This is a genomic window from Psychrobacter sp. CX90 (genome assembly GCF_057396305.2).
Window position 1 is genome coordinate 3114723 of the sequence record NZ_CM182008.1, and the last position, 16635, is coordinate 3131357.

Annotated in this window: 18 protein-coding genes; 15 read left to right on the forward strand and 3 right to left on the reverse strand. The window is 39.4% G+C overall.

All coding sequences use genetic code 11. The features are described 5' to 3' along the window. Positions 1–53 precede the first annotated feature (53 nt). Positions 54–962, reverse strand: a complete 909-nt coding sequence (locus tag AC2SLN_RS12485) for a LysR family transcriptional regulator (protein WP_486549769.1) — start codon at positions 960–962, stop codon at positions 54–56. Positions 963–1178: 216 nt separating this feature from the next. Here AC2SLN_RS12485 and AC2SLN_RS12490 point away from each other — a divergent pair, with 216 nt between their 5' ends. Next, on the forward strand, positions 1179–1574 hold the full coding sequence (locus tag AC2SLN_RS12490) for a DoxX family protein (protein ID WP_486530526.1): 396 nt from the start codon (positions 1179–1181) through the stop codon (positions 1572–1574). 248 nt (positions 1575–1822) lie between these two features. Then, positions 1823–2404, forward strand: coding sequence for an NADPH-dependent FMN reductase (locus tag AC2SLN_RS12495; protein ID WP_486549767.1), 582 nt, complete (start codon positions 1823–1825; stop codon positions 2402–2404). Positions 2405–2770: 366 nt separating this feature from the next. Here the strand turns inward: AC2SLN_RS12495 and AC2SLN_RS12500 are convergent, their stop codons facing one another. Next, positions 2771–3097 carry a GNAT family N-acetyltransferase gene (locus tag AC2SLN_RS12500; RefSeq protein WP_486549765.1) on the reverse strand — a complete coding sequence of 109 codons (327 nt, stop codon included), beginning with the start codon at positions 3095–3097 and terminating at the stop codon, positions 2771–2773. A 240-nt stretch (positions 3098–3337) separates the two neighbouring features. On the opposite strand from AC2SLN_RS12500, the gene AC2SLN_RS12505 reads away from it, so the two are divergent. The 4 genes from AC2SLN_RS12505 (at position 3338) to AC2SLN_RS12520 (ending at position 7732) form a co-directional block, all read left to right on the forward strand. Next, complete coding sequence (locus AC2SLN_RS12505; RefSeq protein WP_486549763.1) at positions 3338–4045, forward strand: pirin family protein; 708 nt, start codon at positions 3338–3340, stop codon at positions 4043–4045. Positions 4046–4292: 247 nt separating this feature from the next. After that, positions 4293–5231 (forward strand): pirin family protein, encoded by a 939-nt coding sequence (locus AC2SLN_RS12510; RefSeq protein ID WP_486549761.1) that lies wholly within the window; start codon positions 4293–4295, stop codon positions 5229–5231. 83 nt (positions 5232–5314) lie between these two features. Then, complete coding sequence (locus tag AC2SLN_RS12515) at positions 5315–5923, forward strand: nitroreductase family protein (protein ID WP_486530521.1); 609 nt, start codon at positions 5315–5317, stop codon at positions 5921–5923. A gap of 729 nt (positions 5924–6652) precedes the next feature. Beyond that, on the forward strand, positions 6653–7732 hold the full coding sequence (locus tag AC2SLN_RS12520) for a TRAP transporter substrate-binding protein (protein ID WP_486549759.1): 1080 nt from the start codon (positions 6653–6655) through the stop codon (positions 7730–7732). Between the two features lie 195 nt (positions 7733–7927). Here the strand turns inward: AC2SLN_RS12520 and AC2SLN_RS12525 are convergent, their stop codons facing one another. Further along, on the reverse strand, positions 7928–8422 hold the full coding sequence (locus AC2SLN_RS12525; protein ID WP_486549758.1) for a MarR family winged helix-turn-helix transcriptional regulator: 495 nt from the start codon (positions 8420–8422) through the stop codon (positions 7928–7930). A 144-nt stretch (positions 8423–8566) separates the two neighbouring features. On the opposite strand from AC2SLN_RS12525, the gene AC2SLN_RS12530 reads away from it, so the two are divergent. The 9 genes from AC2SLN_RS12530 (at position 8567) to AC2SLN_RS12570 (ending at position 16512) form a co-directional block, all read left to right on the forward strand. Next, complete coding sequence (locus AC2SLN_RS12530; RefSeq protein ID WP_486549757.1) at positions 8567–9700, forward strand: amidase; 1134 nt, start codon at positions 8567–8569, stop codon at positions 9698–9700. Positions 9701–9733: 33 nt separating this feature from the next. Next, complete coding sequence (locus AC2SLN_RS12535) at positions 9734–10870, forward strand: acyl-CoA dehydrogenase family protein (RefSeq protein ID WP_486549755.1); 1137 nt, start codon at positions 9734–9736, stop codon at positions 10868–10870. Positions 10871–10937: 67 nt separating this feature from the next. After that, positions 10938–11297, forward strand: coding sequence for an IacB protein (locus AC2SLN_RS12540; protein WP_486549753.1), 360 nt, complete (start codon positions 10938–10940; stop codon positions 11295–11297). A 21-nt stretch (positions 11298–11318) separates the two neighbouring features. Next, a complete protein-coding gene (locus AC2SLN_RS12545) occupies positions 11319–11858 on the forward strand; it encodes a nuclear transport factor 2 family protein (RefSeq protein ID WP_486549751.1) in 540 nt (179 codons plus the stop codon). 115 nt (positions 11859–11973) lie between these two features. Next, entirely contained in the window at positions 11974–13257 is a 1284-nt protein-coding gene (locus AC2SLN_RS12550) for an aromatic ring-hydroxylating oxygenase subunit alpha (RefSeq protein WP_486549749.1), read from the forward strand. Between the two features lie 2 nt (positions 13258–13259). After that, entirely contained in the window at positions 13260–13733 is a 474-nt protein-coding gene (locus AC2SLN_RS12555) for an aromatic-ring-hydroxylating dioxygenase subunit beta (RefSeq protein WP_486530512.1), read from the forward strand. Between the two features lie 79 nt (positions 13734–13812). Next, positions 13813–14556: an SDR family NAD(P)-dependent oxidoreductase gene (locus tag AC2SLN_RS12560; RefSeq protein ID WP_486549747.1), complete on the forward strand. Its 744-nt coding sequence runs from the start codon at positions 13813–13815 to the stop codon at positions 14554–14556. A gap of 68 nt (positions 14557–14624) precedes the next feature. After that, entirely contained in the window at positions 14625–15578 is a 954-nt protein-coding gene (locus AC2SLN_RS12565) for a PDR/VanB family oxidoreductase (RefSeq protein ID WP_486549745.1), read from the forward strand. 19 nt (positions 15579–15597) lie between these two features. Then, entirely contained in the window at positions 15598–16512 is a 915-nt protein-coding gene (locus tag AC2SLN_RS12570) for a flavin reductase (RefSeq protein WP_486549744.1), read from the forward strand. Positions 16513–16635 lie beyond the last annotated feature (123 nt).

The following is a 16635-nucleotide window of genomic DNA, read 5'->3' on the forward strand; positions in this document are numbered from 1 at the left end:
TGAATGTATTTATGGCATTAAATGATCGGTATATAGAATGTTTCCATAACAGGCTATAGATCAGCCTCCCAATAGGGTTCATGACTAAAGCATGTACTGAGATGGTCAATAAAGTACCGGCAGCGCTGAGATAAAAAACGATTTTTAGGGTAGACGGCATAAGCAGTTAAACTGGGTAGTTGATAGTCTGTTAAGAGCGAAACAAGTTTTCCACTCTTTAGCGCATTGTATGAAATAAAAGTGGGTAAAAATGTAATGCCATGGTTTTTTATTGCCATATCAATCAAAAACTCCCCGTTTGTGGACTTTATTTTAGAGCTAACAGGTAACTTGTGTATAACACCCTCTTTATCGGTCAATTCTAGATTTATATTTCTATCTAAACCGTATTGTAAAAAATCGTGAGCTTCTAAATCCTCAATCGTTTTGGGTATGCCTTTTTCAGCTAAATAATCTGGGCTGGCACAAAGAGCAAACCTTATTGGGGTCAAGCGTTTGGCTTGATGTGATGAGTCTCGCAAGTTTCCAATACGAATGGCAAGCTCAAACCCCTCTTCGATCAAATCAACCTTTCTGTCTGAGAAATCCAGTTCAAAATTGATATTTGGATGCTTACTGGCAAACTCATCAATAATATGCGCAAAATGCATCAGCCCAAACGAGAGGGGTGCAGATACTTTAAGCGTACCGCCAATGCTGGTTTTTGACCCACTGGTACGCTCATTCAGCGCCTTTACTTCATCCAAGATATTCTGTGCTCTATGATAATAATACTCGCCAGCTTCTGTTAAGTTAGATTGTCTTGTGGTTCTAGTAAGAAGTTGAACGCCCAAAGTTTCTTCTAGCTCTTTTAAGCGCCGACTGACCGCAGACTTGACGATATTAAGTTGTTCTGATGCCCGTGTTATACTGCCTGCATCAACAATACGTATGAACATTTCCATATCTTCAAGCTGTCCCATAGTTAAGCCTCTTTGTGATTTATCGAAATTTTTCCTAATAACCTTTGCAAATAATTGTTCTAAATATAGGAACACTCATTTGTAATTATTAGGGTTTATTTAATTTTAGTCAACGCATACAATATGCACGTAATTGAGAGTTAACCACTCATAATATAGATATGATAATTCAATCAAGCCAATTTTAATCAAATAAATGTATATCGGAGAGCCATTATGAATAAATTACAAGAGATCAGCGCACCACTTGGTCGTCTTTTTCTATCTGCTATTTTTATTTTGTCAGGTTTTAACAAAATATCAGGCTATGCAGCGACACAAGGCTATATGGAAGCTATGGGTGTGCCAGGCATGCTACTACCTTTAGTTATTGCCTTTGAAATACTAGGTGGTTTTGCCATTCTTCTTGGTTTCAAAACCCGTTTAGTGGCACTGTTGATGGTCGGTTTTAATATTGTTTCTGCTGTGATTTTCCACTCTGACTTTAGTGACCAAATGCAGATGACAATGTTCATGAAAAATATCGCAATTGCGGGTGGCTTTTTAATGTTATTTGTTCACGGTGCTGGCGCCTATGCGATTGATGACCGTGAAAACAATAAATTAATATAGTCACAACATGCTATGTCGCATAACCTATCGTATTTTTGGTATTATTCATAGGCATTGCGCATAATTTAAAACTTGAGCGACTGGTAATGATGAATTTGCTGACTGTACCTTTTGTTCAGGAAGCATTATCATCAATACCAGTTGCTTTTTTATTTTTAAAATCGAATCCATAAGATCGAGTTATTGTGTATCTCCTAAGTTATTGTGTACCTTCTAATTAAATGAATAACATTGTACAGGGGTCAATTATGAATAATGGCGTAAATACTAATGCAGTGAATAATAATAAAGTTGTTAATGTAGGCCTAATTATTGGCAGCTTAAGAACAGATTCTATTAATAGGAAGTTTGCAGAATTTATTGTCTCACAGCTACCGGACAATATTACCGTACGAGAAATTAAAATCTCAGATCTCCCTCTTTACAATCAGGATTATGATGGTCTAACGATTGAAAGTTATGAGCGGGTGCGTCATGACATAAAGCAAGCAGATGCTATTCTCATTGTCACGCCAGAGCATAATCGTACCATGCCAGCCGCTCTTAAGAATGTGATTGATATTGGTTCTAGACCCTTCAAACAGAGTGTTTGGGCAAACAAGAAGGTCGCCGTTGTTACTGCGTCGCCAAGTAGCTATGGTGGTATTAATAGTGGGCTGGATGTGCGTAAAAGTATGCAACACCTATCTGTGCAAATGATGATTAATCCTGAAATGTTTTTAAGTCATGCGACTGATAGCTTAGATGATGAGGGCAATGTTATCGAACGTACCCAAGAATTTTTGCAGAAGTTTATTGAGGCATTTACTGAATTCGCCTCAGAAAAATAAAAATATTAAAAAATAAAAATATTAAATAAGCCAAGCGCGCGGGCTAAGCTAAATCAAGACAGCTAACCTATATACAGCTAACTTATAAATAGTGGCTTTACACATAGCTATAATTCAACATCCACTTACTACTATTGCATGTATGGGTGCATGGAGGTCAGCTTGTGAAATTTTTAGACTATAAAGAGCAATTAAAACCAAAAGGTAGTTATAAGTAGTTATAAAAGGAGAGGTACGCAGCATATCTCTCCCTTTTTTATCTCCTTCATATCAGAGAAAAGCAAGTGAGTATCTAAATCACTAATGCTGAATAGAGTAGGCACTATTGGCTTATTGTTTTACCTTATATCAGGTTAAGCTTTATAGTTATGGTTTTGCATTATGGAAAACCGAGTTATCTTGATACTCAGGGTGCTTGTCGATATAAGCTTTAACATAAGGACAGATTGGTTTTACTCTTAGATTTTTACGAGACGCATCATCTAATATATATTTTACTAAATAGCCTGCGATGCCTCTGCCACCCAGCTCTTTTGGCACTTCGGTATGTAAGTAAGCAATGCCTTTTTCGCCTTCGCTGGTCTCAAAGAAATCATAATCTTCGAATGCTACTTTACCATCGACATGGATCTCAAAGCGCTTTGCTTCTTTATTATCAATAACCTCATAGGTTAATGGCTCATTGTTAGGCATTTTTATTCTCCTTTGATTGTGTCAATTTAAATTTTAGTCTATTTAAACGTATATCGCTATATGAATTACCTGACTGAATACACTCTATTATAGGCATTTTGTTCTACTTTAGAGAACTATGATTTGATTTTATAGTTATTTATCTTATATCGATCAACAACTATAATAGTGACATTGAAACAAACAAGCGAGCATCATTTGAACTTGTTTGCAACACACACAAACTATTAAGGACTTATTATGAAAACAATTTATCATGCTGCTGACTCTCGTGGAAATGCTGATCATGGTTGGCTAAAAAGCAAACATACTTTTAGCTTTGCTAATTACTATAACCCAGAACGTATGGGATTTGGTGCTCTACGTGTGATTAATGATGACCATGTAGAAGGTGGTAAAGGTTTCGGCACGCATCCACACCGTGATATGGAAATTATTTCTATTCCAACATCTGGTAGATTGGCTCATAAAGATACCATTGGCACGAATGGCGTTATTGAAAGTGGCGAAATACAGGTCATGTCTGCTGGTACAGGTATTGCGCACAGTGAGATGAATGGCAATGCTGACGAGCCTGTTAAATTTTTCCAAATTTGGGTCATGCCAAATAAACAAGGGGTAGAGCCACGCTATCAACAATTAAAAATTGCTGATATGCTAACGCCAAATGAGTTCGGTCAAATCTTGTCGCCAAATCCTGATGATGCTGGCGTATGGATTCATCAAGATGCTTGGTTTCATATGGGCAATTTAGATAAAGGGGCAACCGCCTCTTATGAGTTGAAAAACAAAAAGAATGGCGTGTATGCCTTTGTTATCGAGGGTAAGGTTAAGATTGATGATGTGACCTTAGAGACTCGTGATGGCATGGGTATTGAAGAGGTTGACTCATTTGATGTTGAAGCACTTGAAGACTCGAGAGTGCTATTAATGGAAGTACCTATGTAAATTGTAAATTAGTTATGTAAAGTACTTATCTAAAGTATCTATGTAAAGTAAAGTACTTATGTAAAGTACCTTCCTAAAGTGCTTATGTGTAAATTACTTATGTAATAAAAGATAATCTACTAAGCTGGTATTTAAGCTAAACTTCAGTACCAGCTTTAATAACTATAAAAATGTAAAGTAGGTAACACTGCTTTGTATCTATAAGACTGATAAAACCTAATTCATTGAACATTTAGTGAGGCAATTGATGGACATAACAAGATTAGAACCTAGGGCTAAAGATGTGGGTGGTGTACCTATTGCGCGTGCCTTACCTAATAAAAGAATAAAAACCATTGGTGCTTGGTGCTTTTTGGATCATGCGGGACCCTCTACTTTTAATGAAGGCGATGAAGGCATGCAGGTCGGTCGTCATCCACATACAAACTTGCAAACGTTTACTTGGATGATTGAAGGCGAGATTTTACATAAAGACAGTCTAGGTAATGAACAGATCATCACTGCAAACAAAGTCAACTTAATGACTGCTGGAACAGGTTTAACCAGAGGCATTAGCCACACTGAGCAAAGTGTATTTTCCAGTAAAAGCGTTGCTAATGAAGATGACCGCCGTATCAATATGGTACAGCTGTGGATCGCCCTGCCTACGGATAAAGAGATTGAACCTGCATTCGATCATTATCCAGAATTGCCGAGCTGGCAGGAGGGTAGTACTAAGTTTGTGTTAACCACAGGACGCTATACGACGGTCTTAGGACAAACTTACAAGGCGCCAACAAAACAATACTCAAAGTTAATAGGGCTAGATGTTAATTTTGTTGAGGATAATGAAGTCACATTGACTACTGAGAGTGGTTCAGAGTATGGCATGTTAGTGGTCAAGGGCGAGATTGTTTTTGGCGGTGAGCTGTACAAACAAAATGAAATGGTTTACTTTGACAACAGCGATGTTGAGAAAACCAACAGCATTACAATCAAAGCGGACAAAGGCACTCGCATCATGTTTATTGGTGGCGAACCTCTAAACAATAAGGTTTTATTATGGTGGAACTTTGTCGCTGATAGTAAAGCTGAGATAGAGCAATCTATCATTGATTGGAACAACCATCATCCACGCTTCGGTGACGTGGACTCTGACTTACATAGATTACCTGCGCCACCTTTACCTGAAGGATTTAAGGAATAAGTTTTATAATACCTGAATCTTTCAACTTTATTAAAAATTAGCTTATTTAAGCTATTACCATGAAAAATAAACGGAGAATAATTATGTCTGACTTAAAAACTCTACAAAATGCTGCTGAAGCGCGTCGTTCAATCTATGCCTTAAATGACCAACTTCCTGTTGCCAAAGAAGAGGTGGTCAAGCTTGTTGAGCACGCAATATTACATACACCATCTGCATTTAACTCGCAGTCCACTCGCATTGTTGTACTATTTGGTGAAGATCATAAAAAGCTTTGGCAAATAACCGAAGATGAGCTACGCAAAGTGGTTGCTGATGATGAACAGTTTGAAGGTACTAAGCAAAAGCTAGAAGGCTTTAAAGCGGGTGCGGGAACCATACTTTTCTTTGAAGATCAAAATGTTGTAGAGTATTTACAAAATAACTTTGCTTTATATGCCAATAAATTCCCAGAGTGGTCTCATCATACTAATGCGATGCATCAGTATGTTATTTGGACAGCGCTTGCTACTTTGAATATTGGTGCTAACTTGCAGCACTATAACCCATTAATTGATGCTCAAGTTGCTAGCACTTGGAATATTGATTCAAAATGGCATCTTGTGGCACAAATGGTGTTTGGTGGTATCGAACAGCCAGCCGGCGAGAAAGAATTCGAGCCTTTAGAAAAACGCTTAAAGGTATTTAAATAATAGTAACCATAAACAATAGTGGTCAAAAGTTGACTGACTAACGAATTATAATTTACATATTGTTATAATGACATAGTCTGACAACTAAGCCCATTATAGTGTCGCTTGTATAAGCTATTATAGTCAGAGAACTACTAAACGGTTACGGCGTTAACCTCGTTAAGCCTACTCCAGTAGTACTTGCACTCGGTTGCCTTGTAACCATTTTAGACTTCTTTGACTATAGTTAATGGTTAGCTTTAAGGTCGTTGTTGCTTCTTTGAACATGAGAAGTAACGACGGCCTTTTTTATTATCTATAGTATATGGTTTAAGCCTTATGGTTAAACGCTTATGGTCAGCGAACTTATAAATCGCTACGGTGTTAGCGATGTGTCGCCTACAATTATAGTGCTTTGACTCGGTTGGCTTGTATCGATGTTAAATTTCTTTAACTATATTATCTGTAACTTTGTCTTTGTCCTTGTCCTTTCTATCAATGGACAATAAATTGTGTTGTCTTAAAAAAACCTTATATTTGTTGACATATCTAGTTACGACTGCTAAATTTAGTTGAAAAGTAAAGTAATTATGCTGGATTTGTTATAAAACTATCCTTATTAAATATTGTCTTTTTAAACACTCCTAATTAATGAGTTATTAACAATTATGGAGTTTTATAATCTGATAACTTTATTAGTTCCACCCCTGTACACCCTCATATTTTAAACCATCAAGAAAGGATTCTGTGATGAATAAAAACATAGCACTAGTAATGGCTTTAACAGGCATTTTGAGTTTGACTGCCTGTTCAAAAGAAAATATTACCTCTGCGGACGCTGAAAATTCTAAAGACACCACGTCAATCTCTGAATCAAAAGACGTTGTAACCTTACGTTTTTCACATTTGTGGCCATCTACGGCTGCAATGCATACTGAAACATTTGAGCCTTGGGCGCGTAAAATTGCAGAAGAGTCAAATGGTAGGTTGAAAATAGAAATATATCCATCTAGCACATTAAGTAAGCCTCAAGGGACTTACGATGCAACTTCAAAAGGTGTGATTGATATTGGTATGCAAGTTCAAGGTTATATGAATGGCAGATTCCCGCTTACTCAAATTGCTGAGCTACCTGGATTATCAAACTCAGCAACTCAGATGAGTTGTATGTTGCAAACCCTTTATGATGAAGGTGTTATATCAAGTGAGTATGAGGATACGCATGTTTTATTTATGATTGGTGCTGAGCCTGGTGTATTGCATACTATAGACAAACCCATTCGTAAACCAGAAGATATGAAGGGATTACGTATACGTCGCCCATCTGCTATTGCAGGTGATATCATTGAAGCAGCAGGGGGTTCACCAGTCGGTCTTCCCGCACCTGATTTATATAGTTCTTTAGAACGTGGTGTGATAGATGGAATGAGTTTTCCATGGAGTCCTACAGGATCATTCAGACTTAATGAGCTGGTAAATACACATACGATTATGCCTTTTTATAGCTCAGCATTACACGTCACAATGAATAAAGATAAGTATGAGAGTTTGCCGGATGATCTTAAAAAAGTTATAGATAACAACTCAGGTAGAATGATGGCAGATATAGCCGGTAAGGTGTTTGATAACCAAGCTGCTAAAGTAATGGCGGGTGCTATTGCAAAAGGGGATATTATGATTGAGATTCCTGATCCTTTGAATGACCCAGATTGGAAGATTCCCTTAGAAAAGGGTACACAGAAGTATCTAGCGCAAGTTGAAGCGTCAGGACTAGATGCTCAAGGTGTCTATGCCAAAGCTAAAGAAGTAAGTAAGGCATGTCAGTCTTAAATTAAAATGTAAGTCTTAAATTAAATTCATGTCATCATTTATTGTAATAAAACACTAAGCCCTGTATTAATCAGGGCTCAGTGTTTTTTGTATGTTAATAAAAGAATAAGAATTAGTAAGACTTCGATCTAAGTCAATTTTGATGGTGTTGTCTTATTTAAACTTACTATTTAAGAAAATAAATGGTGTCGTTAATTATTGGTTGTGTACCGTAAAGAGATTTACATTATTTTCAAGATTATCAAATAATCTTTTGCTCAGTTGAACAAAGGTTTCAATCTCATCTTTACTGAAGTTACTAAAGACATTTTCAAACATAGGCGCCGTCGTTTTAATAATTGAGTTTACGTACGACTTCCCCTGCTCAGTCAATCTGACCAATCTCACTCTGCCATCACTTTCATGCTTGTAAACAGTAACCAGACTTTCTTTTTCCATGCGTTGAACAATCTTTGTAATGGTTGAAATTTTCATCAGAGCATTCTGTGAAATTTGAGAAATAGTCAGTTCATCATGCACATGAAGTAAAAGACCAACCCGCCAACGTGATGCATCCATTCCCATCGTTTTAAGTGTTTTTTCCATTTCTTGAGTATATAAAGATTCTACCTGCGCAATCCAGTAAAAAGGAAACTTCAAGTAGTCAAAATGTGGATTATTAGGGAAATACTCTGGTTTATTTTGATTCATATAAGAACTCTTTAGATGATTGTTTTTAGCTGTGTTTGAAGAAAACCTTAAATAAAAGTCTAAAACTATTTGACATTTCAACTAAATTTGACGATACTTTTCTACAAGGACGAATTTTTAGGCACCCTATTAAGGTACCCAGACATGGATAGTTTTGTCGTTAAAACCCTAACAACAGGGACAGATCAGCCGACTGTCGCCATCAAAGACAGTATTGATGTGGCTGGTATTCCTACGCAACTAGGCAGTCGTGCATGCCTTGATCAACGACCTGCCCAATACGATGCAACGGTCACTAAATACCTCAAGCAAAGCGAATTTTCCATTTGCGGAAAAACGGTTATGCATGAATTGGCATTTGGAATGACAGGCATCAACCAAGTGTTTGACACACCTGTTAACCCATTATATCCGAATTTGATTCCTGGTGGCTCTTCATCTGGGTCTGCAACTGCTGTGGCAGGTAATCAAGCCGATGTTGCTATGGGTACAGACACAGGAGGCTCGGTGCGCCTACCCGCCGCATGTTGTGGTATTTATGGATTTAAACCCACGTTTGGGCTAGTGAGTCGAGAAGGCGTCTGGCCCCCTAACACCTCTTTAGATTGCGTCGGTGTGTTTGCAAGAACACCTGAGTTTATCACGAAAGTCATGCAAGCAATCTGTGCTGATTTTGATGCGACAAGTGCTCGTCAAGAAATTGCAAAGGAAAGCAATTTAACAGTAGGCTGGATAACTGTCGAATCAAATAGCGATATTCTCGACATTACTCAAAAAACGTTGTCAGACTTTTCATTCATTGAACAGGTTAAAGTAGAACTTCCTCTGATGGATGACGCTTTTCAAGCTGGACTCACAATCATTAATCGAGAAACATGGCTTGCCTGTGCAGATTTCTTTGCAACTGGAAAGTTGGGCGATGATGTGGCTAAACGTCTTGAAAAAGCCAGCCATACGACGGATGCCGAGGTTGCTGATGCTGAAAGTGTCCGTACTGCTTTTACCAAGCAGGTTGATCAAGCTTTAGAAAAGACACGGGTGCTTGCCCTACCTACTTTACCTCACTTTCCAATGACCCTTGAAGAAGCATTAGCAGGCAAGACAGATGTCACTATTTCTAAATTGGTTCGCCCGTTTAATTTGTCGGGGCATCCTGCCATCTCTATACCTTGCTCCTCTCAATTAGAATTACCTGTTGGTTTGCAGTTAGTTGGTCGTAAAAACGACGATGCGTTTTTATGTGCCATAAGTGAGCGTATTGCCAAATCGCTTATGTAGCACCCAACATTATAAATAAAAAAAGGATTTTATATGACAAATTTAGCCCCTTTGATTGAGCATTCAAAGCTGAATGATTTACTCATTGATATTAGAGCTAGAGCGACAGATTTTGACAATCAAGGTCATATTGATCAGGACGTCATAGAAAAGTTTAAAGAAATCGGTGTGTATCGTGCTTTTGTACCTAAGCGATTTGGTGGCGATGAGCGTAGCCCAACCGACTTTCTCCAATTGATTGAAACCATTTCTATGGCCGATGGTTCCGCTGGCTGGGTTGCCAGCTTTGGGATGAGTCCTTTTTACTTGGGCGGTTTACCACTTGAAACCATTGAGAAAGTTTGGGCTGATACGCCTGATGTGGTGTTTGCAGGGGCGGTATTTCCTGTCATGCCAGCACAAAAGACGGAAGATGGCTATATGGTAAATGGTCGCTGGAAATTTGCTAGTGGTTGCATGGGGGCATCGTTAATTGGCGTGGGAATTAAGCCTGACGATGACGGTGCATTACCTAGAATGGCAGTTCTACCGGTTGATCAGACCGAGATCGATGAAACTTGGGACATGATTGGCATGAGAGCCACAGGAAGTCACGATATTGTGATTGATCATGTGAATGTTAAAGAGGAGTGGACATTTGAGCGTGGCGGAAAGCTTACCCTAACTGAACCGTTATTTAATTACCCTTCTTTAGCATTAGCGACTCAAGTACTGGCTGTTACCTCGCTTGGACTAGCGCGTGAAGCGTTAAATATCATCTTGAATGAGGCCGAAGGACGCAAGTCAGTTACGGGCGCTCCTAATATTGGCGAGCGTGAGTATGTGCAAATAGCTATCGGAAAGATGCAAGCCAAAGTTAAATCAAGTAAAGCCTTTTTTTATCAAGCCACTGATGATGCTTGGCAAGCTGTTTTAGAAAACGGAAAACCCAGTGATGAGCAAATTAGTATGCTGCGTTTATCCAGTTCACATTTAACGCATGAGTGTGTAGAAGCCATACGTCAAGTGTATAAATTAATGGGCATGACTAGTGCCCAAAATACCCATCCTATGACACGAATTTTGAGGAATGCCTCCCTTGTTTCTCAACATGCGTTTATGGGCGAGATTACCTTTAGGAATGCTGGGGCAATGGCGTTTGGTCACAAACCGTACCCCGGTTATTTGTAATTGCAAACAGTAGAGATTGACGATTTTATTTGTTCATTTAATGAAACTACTTAAAAAGGATTTAGTCATGGAAAAATTAAACTCACACCGCGTTTTATTCTGTATTGGTGTTAATCAAAATTTTATGGATGCAACTTCAGAGGTCATGGGGGAGGTTTGGCAGGCATTTAGTCAGATGATGAAAAGTATTGATGAGCTACCAGGTGTTAATATTTTGGGCATTATGGATGATGACCGTATTCAAGTTGGTCCTTCAACTGAGTCGCCATGGACAGCCTATATTATGGCAGATGTGCCAGATCTCGAAACGGTTATAGAGTCTTGTAATTTCTTTAGAACCATCCCTGTTGGTGATGGTACATACAAACTTTGGAAGTATTGCAAAGTCGAAGCGCGCATTGGTAGAGAACTGGTTGTACCAGAATAACGCATTGATTGGGGTAGTGTTATGGCTAAAGAGACAGTAGCTAGAGAAACAGTAGCAAGTCTAAGTAGGCGAGTGTGGGCATTAGAGCAGGAAAAAGAAGTGAGAGCCTGCATGCACCGCTATATGGCATTATGCGATGTACTCGATGAGGGATTTGATCTAAATTTACTCATGGATTTGTTTACTCAAGATGCGGTTTGGGAAGGTGTTGGTAAACGTTACAAGAACACATTTGGAGCTTATAAAGGAAAAGAGAGCATCGCTAAAATGTTTGAAAAATACACGTTACCGCCTGCACACTTTGCTTTGAATTCGCACTACTTAACCAATGAGCTCACTACAGTAAAGGATACAGTGGCTAGAGGTACTTGGTTATTGTTGCAGACAGCAACATTTCACTCAGGTAAATCACAATTGAGTAGTGCGAAACTCTCAGTTGAGTTTGTTCTTGAAGGAGCACAGTGGAAAATTCAACATTTCCAAACCGAAAGTATCTTTAATCGACCTATAGAGACGGCATGGGATGTTAATAAAGAGTTACCAACACCCAATAAGCGCTAATGAGCGCCAATAAGTGCCAATAAGTGCCAATATGCGTTAGGTTAACTAAAACCGTGCAAAGGGTTTTTAGAGGGATTTAGACGTATCAAGACGCCTATTACAAGGAGAAGTTATTATGTCAGCTGTGAAAAAAATACCAATCAATCAGTATGTTTCAGAAGATGGCAATAAAGTTTTATCAGAAATGTATACCGACGAGCAACTGTTTGATGCAGAAATGGATGCCATTTTCAATAATACATGGGTATGGGTTGGACATGAAAGTGAAATTCCTAATAAAGGGGATTATAAGACGGCTCGCATGGGCAAGCACTCGGTTATCGTATCACGTGACCGTAAGATGAACATCCATGTGTTGGTCAACCGTTGCCGTCATCGGGGTGCGACTATTTGTGAAAAAAATAAAGGCAATACGAGAAGTTTTGTGTGCCCATATCACGGCTGGGGCTACGGCCAAGATGGCTCTTTAAGAGCAATCCCAAATCCTGACCCTTATGAAGGTGTGATAGATAAAGAAGAGCTACCACTCATTAAGCTTAGAATGGAATCTTATCAGGGTATGTTATTTGCCACTTTTAGAGATGATATTGAACCATTAGAAGATTTTCTTGGTGGCGCTAAAAAGTGGATGGACTTATTTATGAAACAAGGAGGTGGTTACCCCATCAAAACATTAGGGGCGCATCGTTTTCGGTTCCCAGGCAACTGGAAGATTCAACTCGAAAATACAACCGATGCTTATCACTTTCCTATCATACATAAATCGTTTATTTCTTCTCTCGATGGCGATACTGCTGAGATATTCGACTTTTTAGATGGCGATGGATTTGTCGAAGATCTAGGCAATGGCCATAGTGTCATGGTAATGATTCCTGAATTGGTTGATTTAGAAGAAAACCTTGATGCCCCTATTCCAGAGCGTTTTCAAGATTTAGCAGATGCGCTTATAGCAGAAGGTAAAAGTGATGAGGAAGTTCGAAGACTCGTACGCGCTGCGCATGGCTCAGGCTTCAATCTTAATCTTTTTCCTAATGTTGCTTGTTCAATGGCATTTTTTAGAGTGTTAGCACCTATTTCAGCGAACGAAACAGAAATACATCATGTGGCTATCGGAGGCGATGGTGCACCTGATGTATTTAATCAGAAACGCATGCGTTTACATGAACATTTTCAAGGACCGATGGGTTTTGGAACACCTGATGACTCAGAGGCTTGGGAGCGTGTACAAAAAGGTTCGAGGAGTGGAAATAGAGAGTGGATTCTTGTCAACCGAGGGCAAGGCATCGCTCAAAAAAATGAGCTTGGTAACACCTATAGTTCAGTGTGCTCTGAAGTGGGTATGAAAGCGGCATACCGCCAATGGGAAAAAATGATGCTGGCTGCTGAGCAAGGAGAATAGAAATGAATTACGATTTGCATAATAAAGTCTCAGTATTCATTGATTATGAAAATGATTTATTGGACTCAATGAATTATGAGCAGTGGCTCACACTTTGGGAAGACGAGGGGATGTATATTGTTCCCATTGACTTAGAAAATGATGATTATAAGAACCAGCTTAACTTTGCTTACGACAATGCGGCAATGCGGCGTATGCGTGTGGCACGCTTAAAAAGTGGCGAATCCATTTCAGCATCAACGACCAGTGGTACGGTTCGTCTTCCTTCTCGCTTAGTCGTTGACGAAGCTGAAGGTATGATTACGGCTAAATGTGCCTTAATGATTAATGAATGTCGACTTGGTGATATCAGACAATTCATTGCCAATGTTGAATATAAGCTAATTGAACAAGATCAATCATTCAGAATTTATCAAAAAATTGTCAAACTGATTAATGCAGAAGACTATCTACGCACTATTAGCTACTTACTATAAAGAGTATAGATAGAACGGCCTTTGTTAGTCAATAGTAAAGGTATATAAGCGAGCATAAAGCATAAGAGGCGAAGCTAATATGAAGGATGTTATTGTCATAACAGGATCTGCCCAAGGGTTGGGACAATGTATTGCAAAGGCACTTGTGTCAGATGGCTTTTGTGTTGCTATGACAGATGTCAATGAAGACAAAGCCATACAGGCGGCTAAGAACATTGATGCTAGTGGTAAGTTGGCCATTGGCTTTGGTTTAGATGTGACTATAAAGTCTGACTTTGAGGACGCACTTGATAAAGTTGAGGCGCATTTTGGACAAGTCAATGGTTTAGTCAATAATGCGGCGCTCACTTTGACAACGCCTGTCATGCAGGTCACTGCAGATGAGTTTGATAAAGTCATAAACGTCAACCTGCGTGGTACGTTGTTTGGTTGTCAAGTATTTGGTGCTTATCTTGCTGAGAAAGGCTATGGCCGTATTGTCAATATTGCCTCGTTAGCGGGACAAAATGGTGGGGCAGCGGCTGGGGTTCATTACTCTTCAAGCAAAGGGGGAGTGCTCACTATGACCAAAGTGTTTGCAGGTCATTTAGCCGCAAGTGGCGTTACCGTAAATGCAGTCGCTCCAGGCCCATTAGACTTGCCTATTGTTCATGAGTTAGTGTCTGCAGAAAAACTGCAGCATTTATTAGAGAATGTCATTCCTGTAAAAGCATTAGGTAGTCCAGACTTTATAGGGAAAACAGTTGCTCAGCTCATGAGCCGAGATGCGTCTGCCGTTACGGGGGCTACTTGGGACTTAAATGGTGGCTTATATATGCGTTAGTAATGAGAGTTTAAACTTTGCGGATTAAAGGTTTAAAGATTGGGACACAAAATGGAATTGAATAGATAATGAGTAATTTAATAGAAGTTGTTATCACTGAAAAAAAACGATTGAATGACGATATTTTATCGCTCACATTAGAGAATAAAGAAGGTACGGCGTTGCCAGCATTTAGCGCAGGTGCCCACATTGATGTGCATATTAACGATGATATCGTTCGCCAGTATTCGCTCTGTAGTGCGCCCAATGAATCTCGGTTTTACCGCCTAGGTATTTTAAAAGAACCAGAATCTAGAGGGGGATCAATTGGCATTCACGAGACATTTCATGTAGGCGATGTGATAACCATTAGTGAACCTCGTAATTTATTTCCCTTAGATTTATCTGCTGAACACAGCATCTTAGTGGGGGGCGGTATCGGGATCACGCCAATGATCTCTATGGCCTATACCTTGAAGTCGGCTAATAAGTCATTTGAACTGCACTATTGCGCAAAGTCTAAGATGTCAGCAGTATTTGCCGAAGAGTTAGAAAATGAATTTGGAAGCTCGCTAAAGTTACACTGTGATGATTTAGAGGACACCCAACGTTTAGATCCTCAGTCGCACTTTAGCCATGCTCCTGAGGGCACTCACTTGTATACGTGTGGGCCAAGTGGTTTTATGAATTGGGTCATGGACTCTGCTAAAGCGTTAGGTTTTCCAGACTCAAACATACATTGCGAGTATTTTAACGTCGATGTCGATACAGCTGGTACGGCATTTACTGTGATCGCAGAGCAAAGTGGCAAAACCATTGAAGTGTCTGAGAATCAATCGATTGTACAAGCGCTGGCTGAGGCGGGTATAAAGGTCGAGGTATCGTGTGAGCAAGGTATCTGTGGCACCTGTATCGTAGATGTCATTGAAGGGGAACCTGATCATAGAGATCAGTTTTTAACTGACGATGAGAAAGCAGACAATGATCAAATAGCAGTATGCTGCTCGCGCTCAAAATCCTCCATATTAATTCTAGATATTTAATTTACTTCGGGAGAACACTGTGCCTAACTTTGAAGCAAAACAGTTGCGCCAACTTTTCGGTCAATTTCCAACGGGCGTGACGGTTATTACGACCTGTAGCCAGAAGGGCGAGCCTATTGGTATGACTGCCAGCAGTTTTAATACGGTTTCTGTAGACCCTGCACTGATACTTTGGAGTATTGATAAAGGAAATTACAGCCTAGAGACGTTTAAAAACTGTCGGTATTTTGCAATCAATATTTTATCGGAACACCAGATCAACCTATCAAATAGGTTTGCAGGCCGCGGGCAAGATAAATTTAAGGATCTTGAATATAGTGATGGCATTGGTGAAATACCCTTACTGCCCAATGTATTGGCGCAAATAGAATGTGAGCGCTGGAATGTTTATGAAGGGGGCGATCATCTTATCATGGTTGGTGAAGTGCTTGACTACAGAATGACAGATAACTTACGACCTCTGGTGTTTTCGCAAGGGTCATACGCACAAGCTAATCCTCATTATGAGCCTGCCAATGCAGATCATACTGAAACTGCATTTGAGCAAGACTTTCTGAACAATCATTTATTGTATTTGCTAAGAGCCTCTTACAATAGTTTGAGTCAGGAGTTTTATCGACGTTTGAGTGTGCGCAAAGGCGTTAATCCAGACGCTTGGCGGATATATGCCAGCCTTTCAGATGGTAATAAAATGTCTTTAGCAATATTAGCGGACTTGGTTATGCAACCGAAAAAGGCCTTGTTGGACTCCTTATCTGCAATGGGAAATAGTCATGTGATATATGACGATGACAGTGCATACCTTACTGAAGAAGGGGTAAAAATGGCTCAAGGGCTATTAGAGATTGCTGAAGAATATAAAATGGAATTATCTAATCGTGTTGGCACCGATAGTTTTAATAGTATGAAGGATACTTTACGGTTACTTTACTAAAATTAAAGTCACTCTAAACGGTTACAGTGTTAACCTTGCTTAGCACTAGTATGGTACTGCTTTCACTTGGTTGCCTTGTAACCATTTTATAATGACTTTAACTCTATTTTTTAGCGAATATGA